This is a genomic window from Micromonospora sp. NPDC049203 (genome assembly GCF_043197215.1).
Classification (GTDB): Bacteria; Actinomycetota; Actinomycetes; order Mycobacteriales; family Micromonosporaceae; genus Micromonospora.
The window spans coordinates 21,631-38,110 of the sequence record NZ_JBICSV010000018.1 but is presented as its reverse complement, the minus strand read 5'-3'; the positions used below and the strand labels follow the sequence as shown (position 1 = coordinate 38,110).

Here is a 16,480-nt window from a genome sequence, read left to right as displayed (position 1 = left end):
CCGCGAACGACACACCGTCCACGGCCCACACCACACCGTCCTCGGTGTCGAACCGCACCCGCAGATCCCTGACCTGGAGATAGGGACCGTCGCCGGAGCGCTGCTCCGGCACCTCCGGGCGGTCCGGCTCCCCGGACGGCACCGCCTCCGACCTGCCCATTGACCGCCTCCCCTTCGGTGATGAAGAGAACCTACAGGAAATCACCGAAGGTGAAAATAAGCTACAAAGCGCGAGCTGTCAGCGGCCGGAGCGTAACGACATGGTCTCCGATCAGCCGATCCTGCCGCAGATCCGCACTCACCGCACGTGCCCCCGGTGGGCGGGCTCGGCCCGCCCACCGGGAGACACATCAGCCTTCGGTGACGGTGAGGACCACCGGACCACCGGGCAGCGTGCGGCTGTCCGGGCGATCCGGCATGTTCCAGGCGGTGCTGGCCCGGGCGGCGTCACTCAGCACGAATCCCACCGTGTACCTCCCCGGGGACAACCCCTGCCACGGAAGGTAGACCCAGGTGGTCACCGTCCCGTCGGGCGCCTGGTTGATGCCCCCGAAGGACTGGGACACCATGTCACCGTCGGCGTCGTACAGGTAGACACCCACGCCGTTGATCGGTGCGACCTGCACCTCGGCGTCGATGGTGAGCTTGACCGAGGACTGCCCCACCTCGCTCGACGGCACCGAGGACGGGTCGAGAGTGGCGCTCCGCGCCATCGGCGGGTTGGTGCTCGGCACCCGCGTGATGGTCAACCCCGGATCCGGGGCGCGGTACATGCTTCCGTACAGCGCCACGTTGCCCGCGCCGTCGACCACCGCCAAGCCCTCGACCACGCACTCCTCGGTCTGCTGGTAGACCATGACCCGTACCGCCACACGACCGTCCGCCCTCGTGGTGGGCAGGCCGTACTGCTGGCAGCCGCCGACGAGGTCGAGCTGAATGGTCGAGAGCCCCTTCCGCGCGTCGGTCACGACCATGCTGACATCGGTCATCACCGAGTCACGCCAGTTGTCCACCGGGTTCGGGCTCACCGCGAAGTCGCTCGCTCGCAGCGTGGAGTTCGTCGTGGTGGTGACGGACGGCGCCGTCGGATTCTTGTAGGTGGTCGTCCCGCCGGCATTGTTCCGGAGCACCAGGGCCGCCACCCGCCAGTTGCCGGTGGCCGTGTCCGAGGGCAACGCCACGTCGACAGCGCACGCCATGTAGACGCCGTCCTGCTGGCCGCTGCTGACCCGGCCGCACCGCAGACCCGTGCTGTATTCCTCACGTTCCCAGGTGAAGGCCGTGGTGATGCTCGCGCCGCCCGGACCGGCCAGCCGGATCGTGCCCTTCCAGAAGCCGGACTGCCAGTCCTGCACGGTGAAGTCATAGGTCACAGTCGCCGGACCGTTCCCCATGTAGAGGTAGGGGCGGCGCAGGAACGAGTTCAACGAGATCGAGTCGGCGCTCGGCCCGGATGAGTCGATCAGCGTCCGGGCCGTGAACTGGTAGCCGAACGCCTGGAGGCGGACCCCGGAGACCGTGGCCGTGGTGCCCCGGTAACCGATAGTGACCTTGGTGACCTCCCACAGGGCGGTGTCCGCGTCGGAGTAGCGCCGGACCGGGAGGTCGAAGGAGTAGGTGGACCGCTGCGGCGTCCCCGACTCGTACACGGCGTCACTGCAGCAGGTCTCCTGGTACGCGTAGCGCGCAATCCAGTCGTGACCGACCAGTTCGCCGGTGACCGTGCTGCGCATGCGCATCGTGACCGTGCCGAAGACGAAGTCGGCGTCCGGGTCGGAGTTGGTGACCGTCCAGGTCAGCTTGTTGGCGGCGTAGTCACCCGTCGCGTCCACAGTGGTGTCGGCGAAGGCGAGGGCGGTCAGCCCGAGTCGTGGGGCCGCGGCGTGGGCGGCAGTGGCGCCGAACATGGTCGCGGCAACCATGACGACGAGCGTCAACGCACCGCGGAGTAGTCGGTGCGCGGAAGTGGCAGACATGGGGATTTCTTATCAGCGTTGACCGATTCCGGTTGCCCCGCAACCGCCCTGACCGGCGTCGATTTCGCGACAACCGGCCGCGCCGCCGGATGACCTCGTCCCCTGACGGATGTCGGTGCGCTCGCCTAGGGTCGAACGCATGAGCGAGTTCGACGCGGCGACCGCCGCCGTCCAGGCCGCCCTCGACGCGGGCGCCCGCTACGCCGACGCCCGTGTCATGCACCGCCGCTACGAGTCGATGTCGGCACGCAACGGCGACATCGAGGAGCTGAGCCAGGACGAGAGCATCGGGCTGGGCGTACGCGCGCTCGTCGGGTCGGGTTGGGGCTTCCACGCCGTACCCGATCTGTCCGACGCCGCGGCCCGCGACGCCGGCCGGCGTGCCGCGGCGATCGCCACCGCGAGCGCCCGGGTTCCCGGCCCGCCGATCGACCTGGTGCCGGTCGAGGCGACGGTGGCGAGCTGGGCCTCGGAGTGCGCCGTCGACCCGCTCGGGGTGCCGCTGTCGGACAAGGGCGACCTGCTGGTCCGGGCCACCGCCACGATGCGCGAGCACGGCGCCGACCTGGGCGAGGGGCTCTATCAGATCTGGGACACCTCGAAGTGGTTCGTCTCCAGCGAGGGGCACCGCATCGACCAGCGCATCCGGGAGTGCGGCGGCGGGATCTCGGCCACCTCGATCGGTGACGGCGAGACCCAGCGCCGGTCCTACCCGAGCTACCGGGGGCAGTACGGCACCACCGGCTGGGAGCTGGTCACCTCGCTGGACCTGGCCGCGCACGCCGCCCGGATCGCCGAGGAGTCCCGCGAGCTGCTGACCGCGCCGCTCTGTCCGGCCGGCGAGACCGATCTGATCCTCGGCGGCGAGCAGCTCGCGCTTCAGATCCACGAGTCGGTCGGGCACGCCATCGAGCTGGACCGCATCCTCGGCTGGGAGGCGGCGTTCGCCGGCACGTCCTGGCTCGACCTGGCCCGGCTCGGCTCGCTGCGTTACGGCTCGGAGCTGATGAACGTGACGATCGACCCGACCATCCCGGGCGCGCTGGGCAGCTTCGGCTACGACGACGAGGGCTCACCGGCGGTCGCCCGCGACGCGGTGCGCGAGGGACGGTGGGTCGGGGTGCTCGCCGGCCGGGACTCGGCCGCCGTCGCCGGCCTGGACTACGGCGGCAGCGTACGGGCCGACGGCTGGGCCCGGCTGCCGATGGTGCGGATGACGAACGTGGGCCTGGAACCCGGCCCCCACACGCTCGACGAGATCATCGCGGCCACCGACGACGGGGTGCTGATGGACGTCAACCGCTCCTGGTCCATCGACGACAAGCGGCTCAACTTCCAGTTCGGCTGCGAGGTCGGCTGGGAGGTGAAGAAGGGCCGCCGGGGGCGGATGCTGCGCAACCCGACCTACACCGGCATCGGGCCGGTCTTCTGGCGCTCGATGGACATGCTCTCCTCGGAGACGGTCGCCTGGGGCACGCCCAACTGCGGGAAGGGGCAGCCCGGCCAGGTCGGGCACACCGGCCACCCGGCCGCGCCGGCCCGGTTCCGCGGCGTCCGGGTGGGGGTGCGGGCATGAGCGAGCGCAGCGAGCGAATCAGCAGGCTCAGGGCGACGGTGCCTCATGGCGCCACGCAGCGAAGCGGAGTGGCGTCATGAGCGAGCGCAGCGAGCGAATCAGCAGGCTCAGGGCGACGGTGCCTCATGGCGGCACGGAGCGAAGCGGAGTGCCGGCATGAGCGCCGAGCTGGAGATCGCCGCCGGGGTGGTGGACCTGGTCCGGCACACGGCCGGTCCGGCCGCCGAGGCCGAGGTGCTGGTGACCCGTTCCGACCTGGCGCTGACCCGGTTCGCCAACTCGTTCATCCACCAGAACGTGGCCGAGACCGGTGTCGCCGTACACCTGCGGTTGCACGTGGACGGGCGGACCGCGACCGGCAGCGGCAGCCGGGTCGACGCCGACGGGCTGGCCGCGCTCGTCGAGCGGACCCGGGCCGCGGCCCGGCTCGCGCCGCCCGACCCGGCCTGGCCGGGCCTCACCGCGCCGACGCCGGTGCCGTCCGGCCCGGCCGTCGACGAGGCCACCGCGTTCGCCTCGCCCGACGAGCGGGCCGAGCGGGTGCGCGCGTTCGTGGAAGCGGTCGAAGGACTGGAGGCGGCCGGCTACTGCCGCACCGCGTACCGGTCGGGGGCGTTCGCCAACTCCGCCGGGCACACGGCGACCGGACGGGCGGCCGAGGCGGCGATGGACGGCATCGCCCGGGCCGGCGGCGCGGACGGGGTGGCGCGGCTCTGCGCCGACCGGCTGGCCGACCTCGACGGCGCGGCGCTCGGCGCCCGCGCGGCGGCGAAGGCGCGAGCCGCGGCCGACCCGGTCGAGCTGCCGCCCGGGCACTACGAGGTGGTGCTCGAACCGGCCGCCGTCGCCGACCTGCTGCAGAACCTGGCCTGGTACGGCTTCAACGGCAAGCGGTACGCCGAACGGCAGTCCTTCGCCGAGCCGGGCACCGCCCAGTTCGACCCGGCGGTGACGCTGGTGGACGACCCGCTGCACGCCGGCACCCTGCCGTTCGACCTGGAGGGCACACCCCGGCGGGCGTTGCCGCTGGTCGAGAGGGGCACCACCGGCGCGGTGGCGTACGACAGGCGCGGCGGCGCGGCGGCGGGCACCGGGTCCACCGGCCACGGTATGCCGGGCAGCGCGACCTTCGGGCCGATCCCGCACAACATCCGCCTGTCGGCGGACCCGCGCGTCGCCGATGCGGGCGCGGGTGTCGCGGCCGGGCCGGTGAGCGCGGGCGTGACCGGGGCGGTGGGCGACCCGGACACCGCCGCGCTGGTGGCCGGGGTGCGGCGCGGGCTGCTGGTGAGCGACTTCTGGTACACCCGCGTGCTGGACCCGAAGCAGCTGGTGGTCACCGGGCTGACCCGCAACGGGGTGTGGCTGGTCGAGGACGGCGTGCCGACCCGCGCGGTACGCGACTTCCGGTTCACCGAGTCGTATCCCCGGGCGCTGGGGCCGGGCCGGGTGCTCGGCCTGGGCCGGGCGGCGGTGCGCCAGCCGGGCCGCGTCGACGGCTCCTGGTACGAGGCGCCGACGCTGCGGCTGTCCTCCTGGCACTTCACCGGCGGCGCGTCCGGGTGACGCCGCGCTCCGAACGTGCCAGGACACCGCTCGGCGCACCGTTCGACCGACCCGACACATTGATCATGAACTGACTCTTTCCAAGCTGCGGGACACACGGGACACTGCGTTGCGCGGCCGGGCCGTGAAGATCGGCGTAACGTGTGTCACTTAGCCACACCGGTTCGCCGGTGTGGCCTCGCGCGTGCGCAGGACGTGACAGTGACGTCAGGGAGATGACTCGAATGACAACTACGTCGGCCAGGACGCCGAGACCGCAGCCGCGGGGAGGGCGGGCACGCGCCGCCATCGCGGCGAAGACGTTGCGGACCGACAGATGGTGGCTCGCCCCGCTGATCACAGTGGTGGGGCTCAGCGCGTGGGTCATCTACGCGACGGTCCGGGTCTTCATGCACAAGTGGTACTGGGTGGAGCAGTACCACTACCTGACGCCGTTCTACTCCCCCTGCGTCACCGACCGCTGTGTCGAGGGCTCCTCGCACTTCGGGCAGTTCCTGCCCGGCTGGTGGATCATCCCGGACGCGGCGCTCACCCTGCCGTTCCTGCTGCTGTTCCGCCTCACCTGCTACTACTACCGCAAGGCGTACTACCGGTCGTTCTGGCTGTCGCCGCCGGCCTGCGCGGTGCCGGACGGGCACCAGTCGTACAGCGGCGAGACGCGGTTCCCGCTGCTCGGGCAGAACCTGCACCGCTACTTCTTCTACGCCGCCGCGATCATCTCGCTGATCAACACCTGGGACGCGATCCTGGCCTTCCACTCCCCCGAGGGCTTCGGCTTCGGCCTGGGCAACATCATCCTGGTCGGCAACGTGGTGATGCTGTGGGCGTACACGATCTCCTGCCACTCCTGCCGGCACATCATCGGCGGACGGCTCAAGCACTTCTCGAAGCACCCGATGCGCTACAAGGCGTGGACCGGGGTGTCCTGGTTGAACGTCCGGCACATGCAGCTCGCCTGGATCACCCTGGGCACGCTGGCGCTCACCGACTTCTACGTGATGGCGGTCGCCGCCGGCTGGATCAACGACCTGCGGTTCATCAACTGAGAGCCTGGACATGACTGAGACGCGAATCGAACGACACCACTACGACGTCGTCGTGATCGGGGCCGGGGGCGCCGGCCTGCGCGCGGCGATCGAGGCCCGGCTGGCGGGCAAGAAGACCGCGATCATCTCGAAGTCGCTGTTCGGCAAGGCGCACACGGTGATGGCCGAGGGCGGCGCGGCGGCCGCGATGGGCAACGTGAACTCGCGCGACAACTGGCAGGTGCACTTCCGGGACACCATGCGCGGCGGCAAGTTCCTCAACAACTTCCGGATGGCCGAGCTGCACGCCAAGGAGGCGCCGCAGCGGATCTGGGAGCTGGAGACGTACGGCGCGCTGTTCGACCGCACCAAGGACGGGAAGATCTCGCAGCGCAACTTCGGTGGCCACGAGTACCCGCGCCTGGCGCACGTCGGCGACCGGACCGGCCTGGAGCTGATCCGGACGCTCCAGCAGAAGATCGTCTCGCTCCAGCAGGAGGACAAGCAGGAGTTCGGCAGCTACGACGCGCGGATCCGGGTCTTCTCCGAGACCACGATCACCGAGCTGCTGCTCGACGGCGACCGGATCGCCGGCGCGTTCGGCTACTACCGCGAGTCCGGTGAGTTCATCCTCTTCGAGGCGCCGGCGGTGGTGCTGGCCACCGGCGGTGTCGGACGGTCCTACAAGGTCACCTCGAACTCGTGGGAGTACACCGGCGACGGCCACGCGCTGGCGCTGCGCGCCGGGGCCACGCTGATCAACATGGAGTTCCTCCAGTTCCACCCGACCGGCATGGTCTGGCCGCCGTCGGTGAAGGGCATCCTGGTCACCGAGTCGGTACGCGGCGACGGCGGGGTGCTGAAGAACTCCGAGGGCAAGCGGTTCATGTTCGACTACGTCCCGGACGTGTTCCGCAAGCAGTACGCGGAGACCGAGGAGGAGGCGGACCGCTGGTACACCGACCCGGACAACAACAGGCGTCCGCCGGAGCTGCTGCCCCGCGACGAGGTCGCCCGCGCGATCAACAGCGAGGTCAAGGAGGGCCGGGGTACGCCGGCCGGCGGCGTCTACCTGGACATCGCCTCCCGTAAGTCGGCCGAGGAGATCCGCCGCCGCCTGCCGTCGATGTACCACCAGTTCAAGGAGCTGGCCGACGTCGACATCACCAAGGAGCCGATGGAGGTCGGCCCGACCTGTCACTACGTGATGGGCGGCGTCGAGGTGGACCCGGACTCCGGAGCGGCGTACGGCTCGGTGCGCGGCCTCTACGCCGCCGGTGAGGTGTCCGGCGGCATGCACGGCTCGAACCGGCTCGGCGGCAACTCCCTGTCCGACCTGCTGGTCTTCGGCAAGCGCGCGGGCGGGCACGCGGCCACGTACACCGACCAGCTCACCGCCCGCCCGGCGGTGTCGGTGGCGGCGGTCGAGGCCGCGGTGGAGACGGCGCTGGCGCCGTTGCAGCGGGACACCGGCGAGAGTCCTTACCAGCTCCAGCAGGACCTCCAGGCGGTGATGGGCGACCTGGTCGGCATCATCCGCCGGGAGAGCGAGCTGGAGGACGCCATGCGCAGGCTGGCCGAGCTGCGGGAGCGGGTGGCGAAGGTGAGCGCGGTCGGCGGCCGGCGCTACAACCCGGGCTGGCACCTGGCGCTTGACCTGCGCAACATGCTCGTGGTCTCGGAGTGCACCGCGATGGCGGCGCTGGAGCGGCGGGAGTCGCGCGGCGGGCACACCCGGGAGGACTACCCGGCGATGGACCCGAAGTGGCGGCGGGTCAACCTGGTCTGTTCGCTGGACGGTGACGCGGTCCGGCTCACCGAGAAGCCGCTGCCGGAGATGCGGCCGGAGCTGATCGGGCTGTTCGACCGGGCAGAGCTGGCCAAGTACCTAACCGACGAGGAACTCGCCGAGTTCGACGCCCTCACCGAGGAGGCGAACAACTGATGGGAAGTAAGCGCCAGTTCCGCATCTGGCGGGGCGACGAGACCGGCGGTGACCTGCGGGACTACACGGTCGAGGTGAACGAGGGCGAGGTCGTCCTCGACGTGATCCACCGGCTCCAGGCCACCGAGGCGCCGGACCTGGCGTGCCGGTGGAACTGCAAGGCCGGCAAGTGCGGCTCCTGCTCGATGGAGATCAACGGCAAGCCGCGGCTGGGCTGCATGACCCGGATGTCGACGTTCGAGGAGTCGGAGACCGTCACGGTCACCCCGCTGCGCACCTTCCCGGTGATCCGGGACCTGGTCACCGACGTCTCGTTCAACTACGAGAAGGCCCGGGAGACCCCGGCGTTCGCGCCGCCGGCCGACGTGGCACCCGGCGACTACCGGATGCAGCAGGTCGACGTGGAGCGCTCGCAGGAGTTCCGCAAGTGCATCGAGTGCTTCCTGTGCCAGAACGTCTGCCACGTGATCCGCGACCACGACGAGAACAAGCCGGCGTTCTCCGGGCCCCGGTTCTTCATCCGGGCGGCCGAGCTGGACATGCACCCGCTCGACGCGCGTACCGACCGGCGCGAGTACGCGCAGTCGGACATGGGGCTCGGATTCTGCAACATCACCAAGTGCTGCACCGAGGTCTGCCCCGAGCACATCAAGATCACCGACAACGGGATCATCCCCATGAAGGAACGGGTCGTCGACCGCAGGTACGATCCCCTTGTGTGGCTCGGTAACAAGATCTTCCGGAGGGGTCAGGTGCCTCAGACCAGCGCGACCAGCGGGCATTCGAGCGGTACCGGCACGTCCGGAGGGGCGCACGGCGGGGCGCACGCGCACGGCGGCGGTTCGCACGCCGCCGGGGTGCACTCGCACGCGGGCGGCTCGCACGACAGCGCCGCCGAGCGTCAGGCGCAGCAGGGCGTCAACTGGCACCGCGAGGTGCCGCACCCGACCGCCCCGGCGGTGGACGCCAACGGCCGGCTGCCGCTGACCGAGCTGACGTTCAACAAGGCCGCCGCGCCGTCGCCGTTCGGCGACGACGTGACGTTCCCGCTGCCGCCGGAGCACCTCAACTTCGCTCACCCGCAGCAGGACGAGCCGAAGCACTGAACAGCAGCACGACGATGACGGGGGCCAGCGGCACACGCCGCGGGCCCTCGTCCCGTTTCCGCCCGGCTGTCCGGTTCTCCGGACGGCCCGGCCCGTGCCGTGCTCGTTCAGGAGGCGTCGAGCAGCGGTCGCAGCGCGGCCACGATCGGCACGTCGGCCGGCAGCCAGTCGACGCTGTCCAGCTCGGCGGCGGACAGCCAGCGCAGCTCGGCGTGCTCCAGCGCCTTCGGCTCGTCACCGTGCAGCAGACGGGCGGCGTAGACGCGCAGCACGGACCGGCCGTGCGCCATCCGCACGTCGCGGCCGACACGGGCGCCGACGGACACCCGTACGCCCAGTTCCTCGACGCACTCCCGGGCCAGCGCGTCGGTCTCGGCCTCGCCCGGCTCGACCTTTCCGCCCGGGAACTCCCAACGCCCCGCCACCTCGGGGGGCGCGGAGCGCTCGCATGCCAGCACCCGGCCGCCCTCGATGATCGCCGCCCCGACGACCACCCTCGGCTCCCGCCGGTCGGCCTGCCCGCTTCCGCTAACCCGTTCGGTCCGCACGGGCCACCAGCGTGCCAGATCAATCGGCGGTTTGGGTAGCTGCGTCGGCCGTCAGGTCAGCAGAACACGGAAGTGTGGGCGTGGACACACCATCTGAGCGGCGAGAGACTAGAGGGCGTCGACTGGGACACGGGATGGCGACGATTTGGCCACAAGCCGGCAACGACGCCTGGGAGGTGCGGTGATGCGCGTGCTGTTCAGCGGCCGTGCGAAGCACGACTATCTCAGCGACGCACTCGCCCTGCTGTCCGGATGGACGCGCGAGGGCGAACAGATCCGCCGCACGATCGTCCTCGACGACACGCAGCACGCCGCGCTCACCGAGCGGGTGGCGGTGGTCGCCGACGCGCTGCGGCTGCGCCCCGAGATCAGCCGCCGGGCCGACCGCACCCAGATCCGGCTCGGGCACGACGACGGCGAACCGCTCACCGAGGGTGAGGTGCTGCTCGCCGCGCGCATCGAGGACGCGGTCCGGGCGGTCACCGAGCACTGAGCGCTGGCGCGTCCCGCCTACCCTGTGGTGCATGTCTGGCCCCACGTACGACCGCAAGGAACAGTTCCAGCAGATCCAGAGCGGGCTGCTGCCCGGTGAGCAGATCATCGCCGTCTACGACGCGATCGGCACCGGCACCGGCTTCATCGGCCTGACCGACCGGCGCGTGATCATCCAGGACCGCTCCTTCGTCGGCAAGCGGTACGCGATCACCAGCATCCCGTACTCGAAGATCACCAGCGTGAGCGTGGTGAGCAACAAGTCCTGGGGTGGTTCGTTCTTCTCCACCGGGTCGATCGCTGTGCACGTCGGCACGCACACCTACGAGGTCGAGTTCCGGGGCGAGCAGAAGAGCCACCACGTCCACAACGTGATCCTGCACCACATCTCCTGACCCGCCTGGCACAATCGCCGCCATGCGAGGGCTGACGGCGCGGTGGCGGGTCTGGCGCGGCGCGCACCGGCGGGCCGTACGCCTGGCCGGCCGCCTCTTGGTGCTCGCCACCGCCGTCGCGCTGCTGCTGGGCGCCGCGACCGTCGCCAGCGTGACCTGGGTCCGCGACACGGCCGAGGGCCACCTGTTCGACGCCGCTGGCGCGCCGGAGACGCCGGTGGCAGTGGTGCTGGGCACCAAGGTGGAACCGGACGGCACGCCGTCGCCATTCCTGGCCGGCCGGCTGGAGACCGCCCGCCAGTTGTACGCCGCCGGCAAGGTCAAGGCGCTCCTGCTCTCCGGCGACCACATGGACTGGGACTACGACGAGCCGGACGCGATGCGGCGCTGGCTCGTCGAGCGGGGTGTGCCGGCGGAGAAGACGGTGCTGGACCACGCCGGGTTCGACACGTACGACTCGTGCGTGCGCGCGTACCGGGTCTTCGGCGTGCGGCGGGCCACAGTGGTCACCCAGTCGTTCCACCTGCCGCGCGCGGTGGCGCTCTGCCGGGACGCCGGCATCGAGGCCGTCGGCGTCGGTGACGACACCGCCCGCCGGTACGCCCGCCAGTGGCGGATCAGCTCCACCCGGGAGTACGGGGCGTGCGTGAAGGCCGCCGTGGACGTGCTCACCGGGCGTGACCCGGTGCACCTCGGCCGCCGGGAGACCGGCGTGGACGACGCGTTGCGGGCGTAATCCGGTTGTCGCCCGGGCCGGTGGCTGTTCTGCTGAACCCGCGAAGCCGACCGGAGGGAGCACCGCCATGCCACACGCTGCGAAGCCCAGCCGCCCCGTCGTCACCCCATCCGAAACGAGGCTTCGTGTTGTCGTACCCCATTCCGGCGGAGGTCACTGACCTCGCGCCGCGTCCTGTCCCGTCCGCCCGGCGGGAGGGCGCGTGATGTCCCTCTTCGACGATCCCGGCCTGTTCGGCCGGCTCTGGGCCGCCACCTACGACGGCCCCGGCAATCCCGACCCGGCCCCGGCCGTCGACTTCCTCGCCCCGCTGGCCGAGGGCGGTCCGGTGCTCGAACTGGCTGTGGGCACCGGCCGCGTGGCCCTGCCACTCGCCGCGCGCGGCCTGGCCGTGGAGGGCGTCGAGGCGTCCCCGGAGATGGTGGCGCACCTGCGCGCCAAGCCCGGCGGCGCCGACATGCCGGTCACCATCGGCGACATGGCGGACGTCCCCGTCCCGGGGCCGTACCGTCTGGTCTTCCTGGTGTTCAACACGCTGTTCAACCTGGTCTCGGAGGAGCGCCAGGCGGCGTGCTTCCGCAACGTCGCCCGGGTGCTCGCGCCCGGCGGGGCGTTCGTCATCGAGACCTTCGTGCCCGACCCGGCGGACTTCGACCGGGACGAGCAGGTCCAGGTGCGGGAGGTGACCGAGGACTCGGCCACCATCCGCATGCACCGGTACGACCGGGCGGCGCAGACGTTCGTGCGGCAGACCGTCACGTTCGACGCCGCCGGCGTGCACCTGAAGCCGTTCGCCATGCGGTACGCCTGGCCGGAGCAGATCGACGAGCTGGCGGAGCGGGCCGGGCTCCGGCTCACCGAGCGGTACGCCGACTGGGACCGGTCGCCGTTCGACGCGGACAGCAGCGCGCACATCTCCGTCTACCGGCGCCGGTAGCGGTCACGCCGAGGGCCGGGGTTTCGCGTCCCGGCCCTCGGCCTGCGCCGATACGCTGACGCCGCCGGGGTCTGCGCGGTCCCGGGCAGGAGGGACCGATGACAGTCACCGTCGCCGCCATGGACGACTCGCACGCCGACGCCGTGCTGGAGATCTACCGCCTGGGCATCGCCGAGGGGAACGCCACGTTCGAGACCGAGCCGCCGGACTGGACGCGGTTCACCGCTGGACGGCTGCCCGGCCACCGCTGGGTGGCGCTCGACGAGGCGGGCGACGTACTCGGCTGGGTGGCCTGCTCGGCGGTCTCCGACCGCTGCGTCTACGCCGGCGTGGTCGAGCACTCCGTCTACGTGCACCCGAGGGGGCGCGGGCGCGGGGTCGGCCGGGCGCTGCTGGAGGCGCTGATCGCCTCCACCGAGGCGGCCGGGATCTGGACCATCCAGTCCGGCGTGTTCCCGGAGAACACCGCGAGTCTCGCGCTGCACGCGGCGTGCGGCTTCCGCGTCGTCGGCACCCGCGAGCGGGTCGGCCGCCACCACGGCACCTGGCGAGACGTAACCTTGATCGAACGCCGCAGCCCAGAGATCTGACCCCCGCCCCCGCCCTCCCCCGCCTCCGCCCCCGGCTCACCCCGGTGATCAAGGAGTTGGTGTCCGGTCGGCCTGGTCCGGGTGACGTAAACCCCTTGATCACCGGGCTGGTCAGGTGCCGGCCAGGTGACGGCGCACCAGGGCGTCCCGCTCCAGGATCAGGTCGACCATCTGCCAGAACTCGGCGAGCCGGGGATGGGTCAGCCCTTCCTCGCGGCTGAGCTTGCGGCCGAAGATCGGGCTGTCCCCCGCGACCTCACCACCGTTGACGAGCGTCGCGGCCGGCCCCGGCGAGCCGGCCACCGGCCCGACCCGGCAGCCGAAGGTGACGTGGTCGTCGACGTCGTCGCGGCCCCAGCTGCCCAGGATCGCGTCGATCCAGACCTCGTGCGCGCCGTCGTGGTGGTAGCAGCTCGCGAAGTAGACGGCCACTGTCGCGTCATCGGTGCGGATGTCGGCCCAGGTCCGCTCCGCGGCGGTGTCGCAACAGCCGCAGACGAACTCCCGTGCCTGGCGCGTACTCTCGTCGATCCTCAGTTCCACGGCGCGAACCCCTAAGGCACTTGACGGGGCGGCGCGGCGGTGCGATGGTTAACTACATGAGTAATGAACCAACGGAGCTGGTATGGATGACGGTCGGCCGATCTTCGTCCAGATCGCGGAGCTGATCGAGAACTCGATCATCGACGGGACGTACGCGGAGGAGACCCAGGTGCCGTCCACAAACGAGCTGGCGGCGTTTCACCGGATCAATCCGGCGACCGCTGCCAAGGGGATCAACCGCCTGGTCGATGACGGGATTCTCTACAAACGCCGGGGAATCGGAATGTTCGTGGCAACGGGGGCCAGCGAAACACTCCGAGAGCGTCGCCGGCACGAGTTCTCCGACCAGTACGTGCGGCCCCTCATCGAGGAGGCCCGAAAATTGGGCATCGGCACCGAGGAGCTGAAGAAGCTCATCGAGACATGGGAGGAGCAACGATGAGCGTCGTGGCGGCTGCCGGCCTCACGAAGCGGTACGGCGACGTGGCCGCTCTCGACAACGTCACCTTCACCCTGACGGGAAACAAGATCTACGGCCTCCTCGGCCGCAACGGTGCCGGAAAGACGACGCTGATGCAGCTGATCACCGGCCAGCAGAGCGTCTCCAGTGGCGACCTGACACTCTTCGGCGAGCGGCCGTACGAGAACGAGCGGGCGCTGTCGCGGGTGGTCTTCATCAAGGAGAGCCAGACGTACCCGGCCGCCTACCAGGTCCGGCACGTCCTGAGCCTGGCCGGGCGGCTGTTCCCGAACTGGGACGAGGACTTCGCGCAGTCCCTCGTGGACGACTTCGAGCTGCCACGCAAGCGCAACGTGCGCAAGCTGTCCCGCGGTATGACGTCCGCGCTGGGCGTCACGATCGGCCTGGCCGCACGGGCGCCGCTGACCTTCTTCGACGAGCCGTACCTCGGTCTCGACGCGGTGGCCCGGCAGCTCTTCTACGACCGGCTGCTGGTCGACTACGCCGAGAACCCGCGCACCGTCGTGCTCTCCACGCACCTCATCGACGAGGTGGCCGACCTGATCGAGCACGTGGTGCTGCTCGATCACGGCAGGCTGCTGCTCGACGCGCCCAGCGACGACCTGCGCGGCGAGGTGATGGAGGCGACCGGCCCCGCCGAGGCGGTGGACGAGTTCGGGACCGCGTACGCGGTGCTGCACCGCGAACAGCTCGGCGGCGCCGCCCGGACGACGCTACGCGGCTCGTTCGACAACGCCGAACGGCTGCGCGCCAAGAAGCTCGGCATCGACCTGGCACCGGTATCGCTGCAGCAGGCCGTGGTGCGCCTGACGACGGAAAGGACGAACTCCCGATGACTCGCATCCTCGACGTCGCCCGGATGCACACCATCGCCTGGATCGGCCAGCTGGCCTGGCCGTGGGGCATCATGGCCATCTCGCTCGGCGTCAACCTGCTGATCTTCGCCTCGATCGACGAGGCGGCGCCGGGCAAGAACACCACGGGCGGTCTGGCCAGCCTCTACATCGTCTGCTCGATCGTCGCCGCCGCATCGATCAGCCAGGTGTTCCCGTTCGCCCTCGGCATGGGCGTCACCCGGCGCACCTTCTACCTCGCCACGGTGCTCGTCAACGTGGTGCAGGCGGTCGCCTACGGCGTCCTGCTCTACCTGCTCAACCTGATCGAGGGCGCCACCGGCGGCTTCGGGATCGAGCTCCGGTTCTTCCGGATCCCGTACATCGACGTCGACAACGGGCTGTTGCAGATCGCCGTCTACGCGGTGCCGTTCCTGTTCCTGAACTTCGTCTCCATCTTCGTCGCCGTCTGGTACGTCCGGTTCGGCATGAACGGCCTGCTCGGTGCCGGCGCGGCCCTGATCCTGGTGGCCGGCCTGCTCACCGCGCTGGTCATCTGGCAGGACTGGTTCGGCGACATCTGGCAGTGGTTGAGCAGCCAGCACCAGGTCAGCCTGCTGGTGGGGTGGCCCGCCCTGGTGGCGGTGGTGGCCGCGATCGGAGGCATGGCGGCCATCCGCCGGGCGAACGCCTGACGGCAGGTACGGGTGGCGGTCGCCGGTACGCGCGAGCGGGCCGGCGACCGCCCCGGTGCCCATCCAGCACACCCAGAAGCAGGCCCACCATGCCCCGGATAGCGTTCTCCGGTCCGGCATCCGATGTCGCCGCCACGCACGTCCACATGTCGGCCGGCTTGTCCGCCAGCTCCCAGCAGAGCTCGAATTCGCCGTTCACCGTGCCCCGGGCGACCAGTTCGCTGCCGAAGCCGCAGTCGCACTTGAGCCGTTTTCTTGTGCTGCCGCTTTACTGCTCGCTGCCCCACGTTCACAAGTCGCGCATTCGCCCTCTGGGCGCTCCTTGAGCAGGTCCGCGCACTCCGTATCCAGCCTGGCGCCGCCGCCGTTGTCGATATTTTTCGATTTTCCGCACACCCTGGGGCCTGGACGGTATCTTCTGGTTTGGCAATGAAGTTTCCGAGCAAACCAGCCATTGAGGAGTGGAGCCATGGCAAAGCTGGGAGTCGTGCGGAACGATTCAAACCGCCCTGTAATGACAGTGAATTCCGAACAGGGCGCGGGCGATGTTTTCGAAGCAAACAAGGACAAGGACTGCGATGGCTGGGCCGTGACGTTTCCATGGGCGACGCGGAAAGACAAATTTCTATGGATTGCCACCAAGGGCGACTGTTACAGGTTCCACGAGAAGTCGGTAGGGGGCAAGAACGTCATAGAAGGCTGTGGAATGGATGGGAAAATCACGGATTGGCTCGATACTCCTTCTGGCGCCGACATTGAGGCGGTCGTTGATGCGGAAGAAAACTGACATTGAAGAGCTTGTCAGCCTGAGGCCATCCCGTTCGCCCGCCGGCCCGCCCTCCTGAGGAGCGGGCTACCGCCCGACCCGCCACATCAAGACGGCCCTCGACACACGTTCGGACGCTGGCGGACCGGGCAAGGTCTGCTCGGTTGCCCAGGTCGTGCACCCGCCGTCCTGAAGCCGGAGCGTCCCGCGCCGGAGACGCGGTAACCACAACCCCGCGCCGCCGGTCGATGAGGCGTGGGGGCTGCACCC

The 16,480-nt window shown here is 70.3% G+C and carries 17 protein-coding genes; 14 read left to right on the top strand and 3 right to left on the bottom strand.

Annotation, left to right across the window (positions count from 1 at the left end):
* Nucleotides 1–350: 350 nt before the first annotated feature.
* A complete protein-coding gene (locus ACGFIA_RS28260) occupies nucleotides 351–1,922 on the bottom strand; it encodes a hypothetical protein (protein ID WP_357390972.1) in 1,572 nt (523 codons plus the stop codon).
* Between the two features lie 193 nt (nucleotides 1,923–2,115).
* Between ACGFIA_RS28260 and ACGFIA_RS28255 the strand changes: the two genes are divergently transcribed.
* The 5 genes from ACGFIA_RS28255 (at nucleotide 2,116) to ACGFIA_RS28235 (ending at nucleotide 9,194) form a co-directional block, all read left to right on the top strand.
* Nucleotides 2,116–3,552 carry a TldD/PmbA family protein gene (locus tag ACGFIA_RS28255; RefSeq protein WP_357390971.1) on the top strand — a complete coding sequence of 479 codons (1,437 nt, stop codon included), beginning with the start codon at nucleotides 2,116–2,118 and terminating at the stop codon, nucleotides 3,550–3,552.
* A 156-nt stretch (nucleotides 3,553–3,708) separates the two neighbouring features.
* Nucleotides 3,709–5,118, top strand: a complete 1,410-nt coding sequence (locus ACGFIA_RS28250) for a metallopeptidase TldD-related protein (protein ID WP_357390968.1) — start codon at nucleotides 3,709–3,711, stop codon at nucleotides 5,116–5,118.
* A 224-nt stretch (nucleotides 5,119–5,342) separates the two neighbouring features.
* Nucleotides 5,343–6,164 carry a hypothetical protein gene (locus tag ACGFIA_RS28245; protein ID WP_357474684.1) on the top strand — a complete coding sequence of 274 codons (822 nt, stop codon included), beginning with the start codon at nucleotides 5,343–5,345 and terminating at the stop codon, nucleotides 6,162–6,164.
* A gap of 10 nt (nucleotides 6,165–6,174) precedes the next feature.
* Nucleotides 6,175–8,088: a fumarate reductase/succinate dehydrogenase flavoprotein subunit gene (locus ACGFIA_RS28240; protein WP_357390965.1), complete on the top strand. Its 1,914-nt coding sequence runs from the start codon at nucleotides 6,175–6,177 to the stop codon at nucleotides 8,086–8,088.
* Nucleotides 8,088–9,194, top strand: a complete 1,107-nt coding sequence (locus tag ACGFIA_RS28235; RefSeq protein WP_357390963.1) for a succinate dehydrogenase/fumarate reductase iron-sulfur subunit — start codon at nucleotides 8,088–8,090, stop codon at nucleotides 9,192–9,194. The genes ACGFIA_RS28240 and ACGFIA_RS28235 overlap by 1 nt, the downstream gene beginning before the upstream one ends.
* Nucleotides 9,195–9,301: 107 nt before the next feature.
* On the opposite strand, the gene ACGFIA_RS28230 is transcribed toward ACGFIA_RS28235, so the two are convergent.
* Nucleotides 9,302–9,742, bottom strand: coding sequence for a (deoxy)nucleoside triphosphate pyrophosphohydrolase (locus tag ACGFIA_RS28230; protein ID WP_357390961.1), 441 nt, complete (start codon nucleotides 9,740–9,742; stop codon nucleotides 9,302–9,304).
* A 184-nt stretch (nucleotides 9,743–9,926) separates the two neighbouring features.
* On the opposite strand from ACGFIA_RS28230, the gene ACGFIA_RS28225 reads away from it, so the two are divergent.
* The 5 genes from ACGFIA_RS28225 (at nucleotide 9,927) to ACGFIA_RS28205 (ending at nucleotide 12,892) form a co-directional block, all read left to right on the top strand.
* Nucleotides 9,927–10,235: a 4a-hydroxytetrahydrobiopterin dehydratase gene (locus tag ACGFIA_RS28225; protein WP_357390959.1), complete on the top strand. Its 309-nt coding sequence runs from the start codon at nucleotides 9,927–9,929 to the stop codon at nucleotides 10,233–10,235.
* 31 nt (nucleotides 10,236–10,266) lie between these two features.
* On the top strand, nucleotides 10,267–10,629 hold the full coding sequence (locus ACGFIA_RS28220; protein WP_357390957.1) for a PH domain-containing protein: 363 nt from the start codon (nucleotides 10,267–10,269) through the stop codon (nucleotides 10,627–10,629).
* A 22-nt stretch (nucleotides 10,630–10,651) separates the two neighbouring features.
* The gene (locus ACGFIA_RS28215; protein WP_357480387.1) at nucleotides 10,652–11,365 is read left to right on the top strand and encodes an ElyC/SanA/YdcF family protein; all 714 of its coding nucleotides are present in this window, start codon (nucleotides 10,652–10,654) and stop codon (nucleotides 11,363–11,365) included.
* A 205-nt stretch (nucleotides 11,366–11,570) separates the two neighbouring features.
* On the top strand, nucleotides 11,571–12,302 hold the full coding sequence (locus ACGFIA_RS28210; protein WP_357474726.1) for a class I SAM-dependent methyltransferase: 732 nt from the start codon (nucleotides 11,571–11,573) through the stop codon (nucleotides 12,300–12,302).
* A 98-nt stretch (nucleotides 12,303–12,400) separates the two neighbouring features.
* On the top strand, nucleotides 12,401–12,892 hold the full coding sequence (locus ACGFIA_RS28205) for an N-acetyltransferase family protein (protein ID WP_357474690.1): 492 nt from the start codon (nucleotides 12,401–12,403) through the stop codon (nucleotides 12,890–12,892).
* A gap of 111 nt (nucleotides 12,893–13,003) precedes the next feature.
* Here ACGFIA_RS28205 and ACGFIA_RS28200 read toward each other — a convergent pair whose 3' ends face one another.
* Complete coding sequence (locus ACGFIA_RS28200; RefSeq protein WP_357474693.1) at nucleotides 13,004–13,435, bottom strand: hypothetical protein; 432 nt, start codon at nucleotides 13,433–13,435, stop codon at nucleotides 13,004–13,006.
* An 82-nt stretch (nucleotides 13,436–13,517) separates the two neighbouring features.
* On the opposite strand from ACGFIA_RS28200, the gene ACGFIA_RS28195 reads away from it, so the two are divergent.
* The 4 genes from ACGFIA_RS28195 to ACGFIA_RS28180 all read left to right on the top strand — a co-directional run bounded on the left by ACGFIA_RS28195 (nucleotide 13,518) and on the right by ACGFIA_RS28180 (nucleotide 16,231).
* Nucleotides 13,518–13,877 carry a GntR family transcriptional regulator gene (locus tag ACGFIA_RS28195; RefSeq protein WP_262015862.1) on the top strand — a complete coding sequence of 120 codons (360 nt, stop codon included), beginning with the start codon at nucleotides 13,518–13,520 and terminating at the stop codon, nucleotides 13,875–13,877.
* On the top strand, nucleotides 13,874–14,752 hold the full coding sequence (locus ACGFIA_RS28190; protein ID WP_357390949.1) for an ABC transporter ATP-binding protein: 879 nt from the start codon (nucleotides 13,874–13,876) through the stop codon (nucleotides 14,750–14,752). Before ACGFIA_RS28195 ends, ACGFIA_RS28190 begins: the two co-directional genes overlap by 4 nt.
* The gene (locus ACGFIA_RS28185; RefSeq protein WP_357474703.1) at nucleotides 14,749–15,444 is read left to right on the top strand and encodes an ABC transporter permease; all 696 of its coding nucleotides are present in this window, start codon (nucleotides 14,749–14,751) and stop codon (nucleotides 15,442–15,444) included. The genes ACGFIA_RS28190 and ACGFIA_RS28185 overlap by 4 nt, the downstream gene beginning before the upstream one ends.
* 469 nt (nucleotides 15,445–15,913) lie before the next feature.
* Nucleotides 15,914–16,231, top strand: coding sequence for a hypothetical protein (locus tag ACGFIA_RS28180; protein ID WP_357390945.1), 318 nt, complete (start codon nucleotides 15,914–15,916; stop codon nucleotides 16,229–16,231).
* Nucleotides 16,232–16,480: the final 249 nt, after the last annotated feature.

Bases quoted from the DNA above. Each gene is read 5' to 3' on its own strand.
- ACGFIA_RS28260 (WP_357390972.1), bottom strand. From the start codon at position 1,922: ATGGTTGCCGCGACCATGTTCGGCGCCACTGCCGCCCACGCCGCGGCC.
- ACGFIA_RS28255 (WP_357390971.1), top strand. From the start codon at position 2,116: ATGAGCGAGTTCGACGCGGCGACCGCCGCCGTCCAGGCCGCCCTCGAC.
- ACGFIA_RS28250 (WP_357390968.1), top strand. From the start codon at position 3,709: ATGAGCGCCGAGCTGGAGATCGCCGCCGGGGTGGTGGACCTGGTCCGG.
- ACGFIA_RS28245 (WP_357474684.1), top strand. From the start codon at position 5,343: ATGACAACTACGTCGGCCAGGACGCCGAGACCGCAGCCGCGGGGAGGG.
- ACGFIA_RS28240 (WP_357390965.1), top strand. From the start codon at position 6,175: ATGACTGAGACGCGAATCGAACGACACCACTACGACGTCGTCGTGATC.
- ACGFIA_RS28235 (WP_357390963.1), top strand. From the start codon at position 8,088: ATGGGAAGTAAGCGCCAGTTCCGCATCTGGCGGGGCGACGAGACCGGC.
- ACGFIA_RS28225 (WP_357390959.1), top strand. From the start codon at position 9,927: ATGCGCGTGCTGTTCAGCGGCCGTGCGAAGCACGACTATCTCAGCGAC.
- ACGFIA_RS28220 (WP_357390957.1), top strand. From the start codon at position 10,267: ATGTCTGGCCCCACGTACGACCGCAAGGAACAGTTCCAGCAGATCCAG.
- ACGFIA_RS28215 (WP_357480387.1), top strand. From the start codon at position 10,652: ATGCGAGGGCTGACGGCGCGGTGGCGGGTCTGGCGCGGCGCGCACCGG.
- ACGFIA_RS28210 (WP_357474726.1), top strand. From the start codon at position 11,571: ATGTCCCTCTTCGACGATCCCGGCCTGTTCGGCCGGCTCTGGGCCGCC.
- ACGFIA_RS28205 (WP_357474690.1), top strand. From the start codon at position 12,401: ATGACAGTCACCGTCGCCGCCATGGACGACTCGCACGCCGACGCCGTG.
- ACGFIA_RS28195 (WP_262015862.1), top strand. From the start codon at position 13,518: ATGGATGACGGTCGGCCGATCTTCGTCCAGATCGCGGAGCTGATCGAG.
- ACGFIA_RS28190 (WP_357390949.1), top strand. From the start codon at position 13,874: ATGAGCGTCGTGGCGGCTGCCGGCCTCACGAAGCGGTACGGCGACGTG.
- ACGFIA_RS28185 (WP_357474703.1), top strand. From the start codon at position 14,749: ATGACTCGCATCCTCGACGTCGCCCGGATGCACACCATCGCCTGGATC.
- ACGFIA_RS28180 (WP_357390945.1), top strand. From the start codon at position 15,914: ATGGCAAAGCTGGGAGTCGTGCGGAACGATTCAAACCGCCCTGTAATG.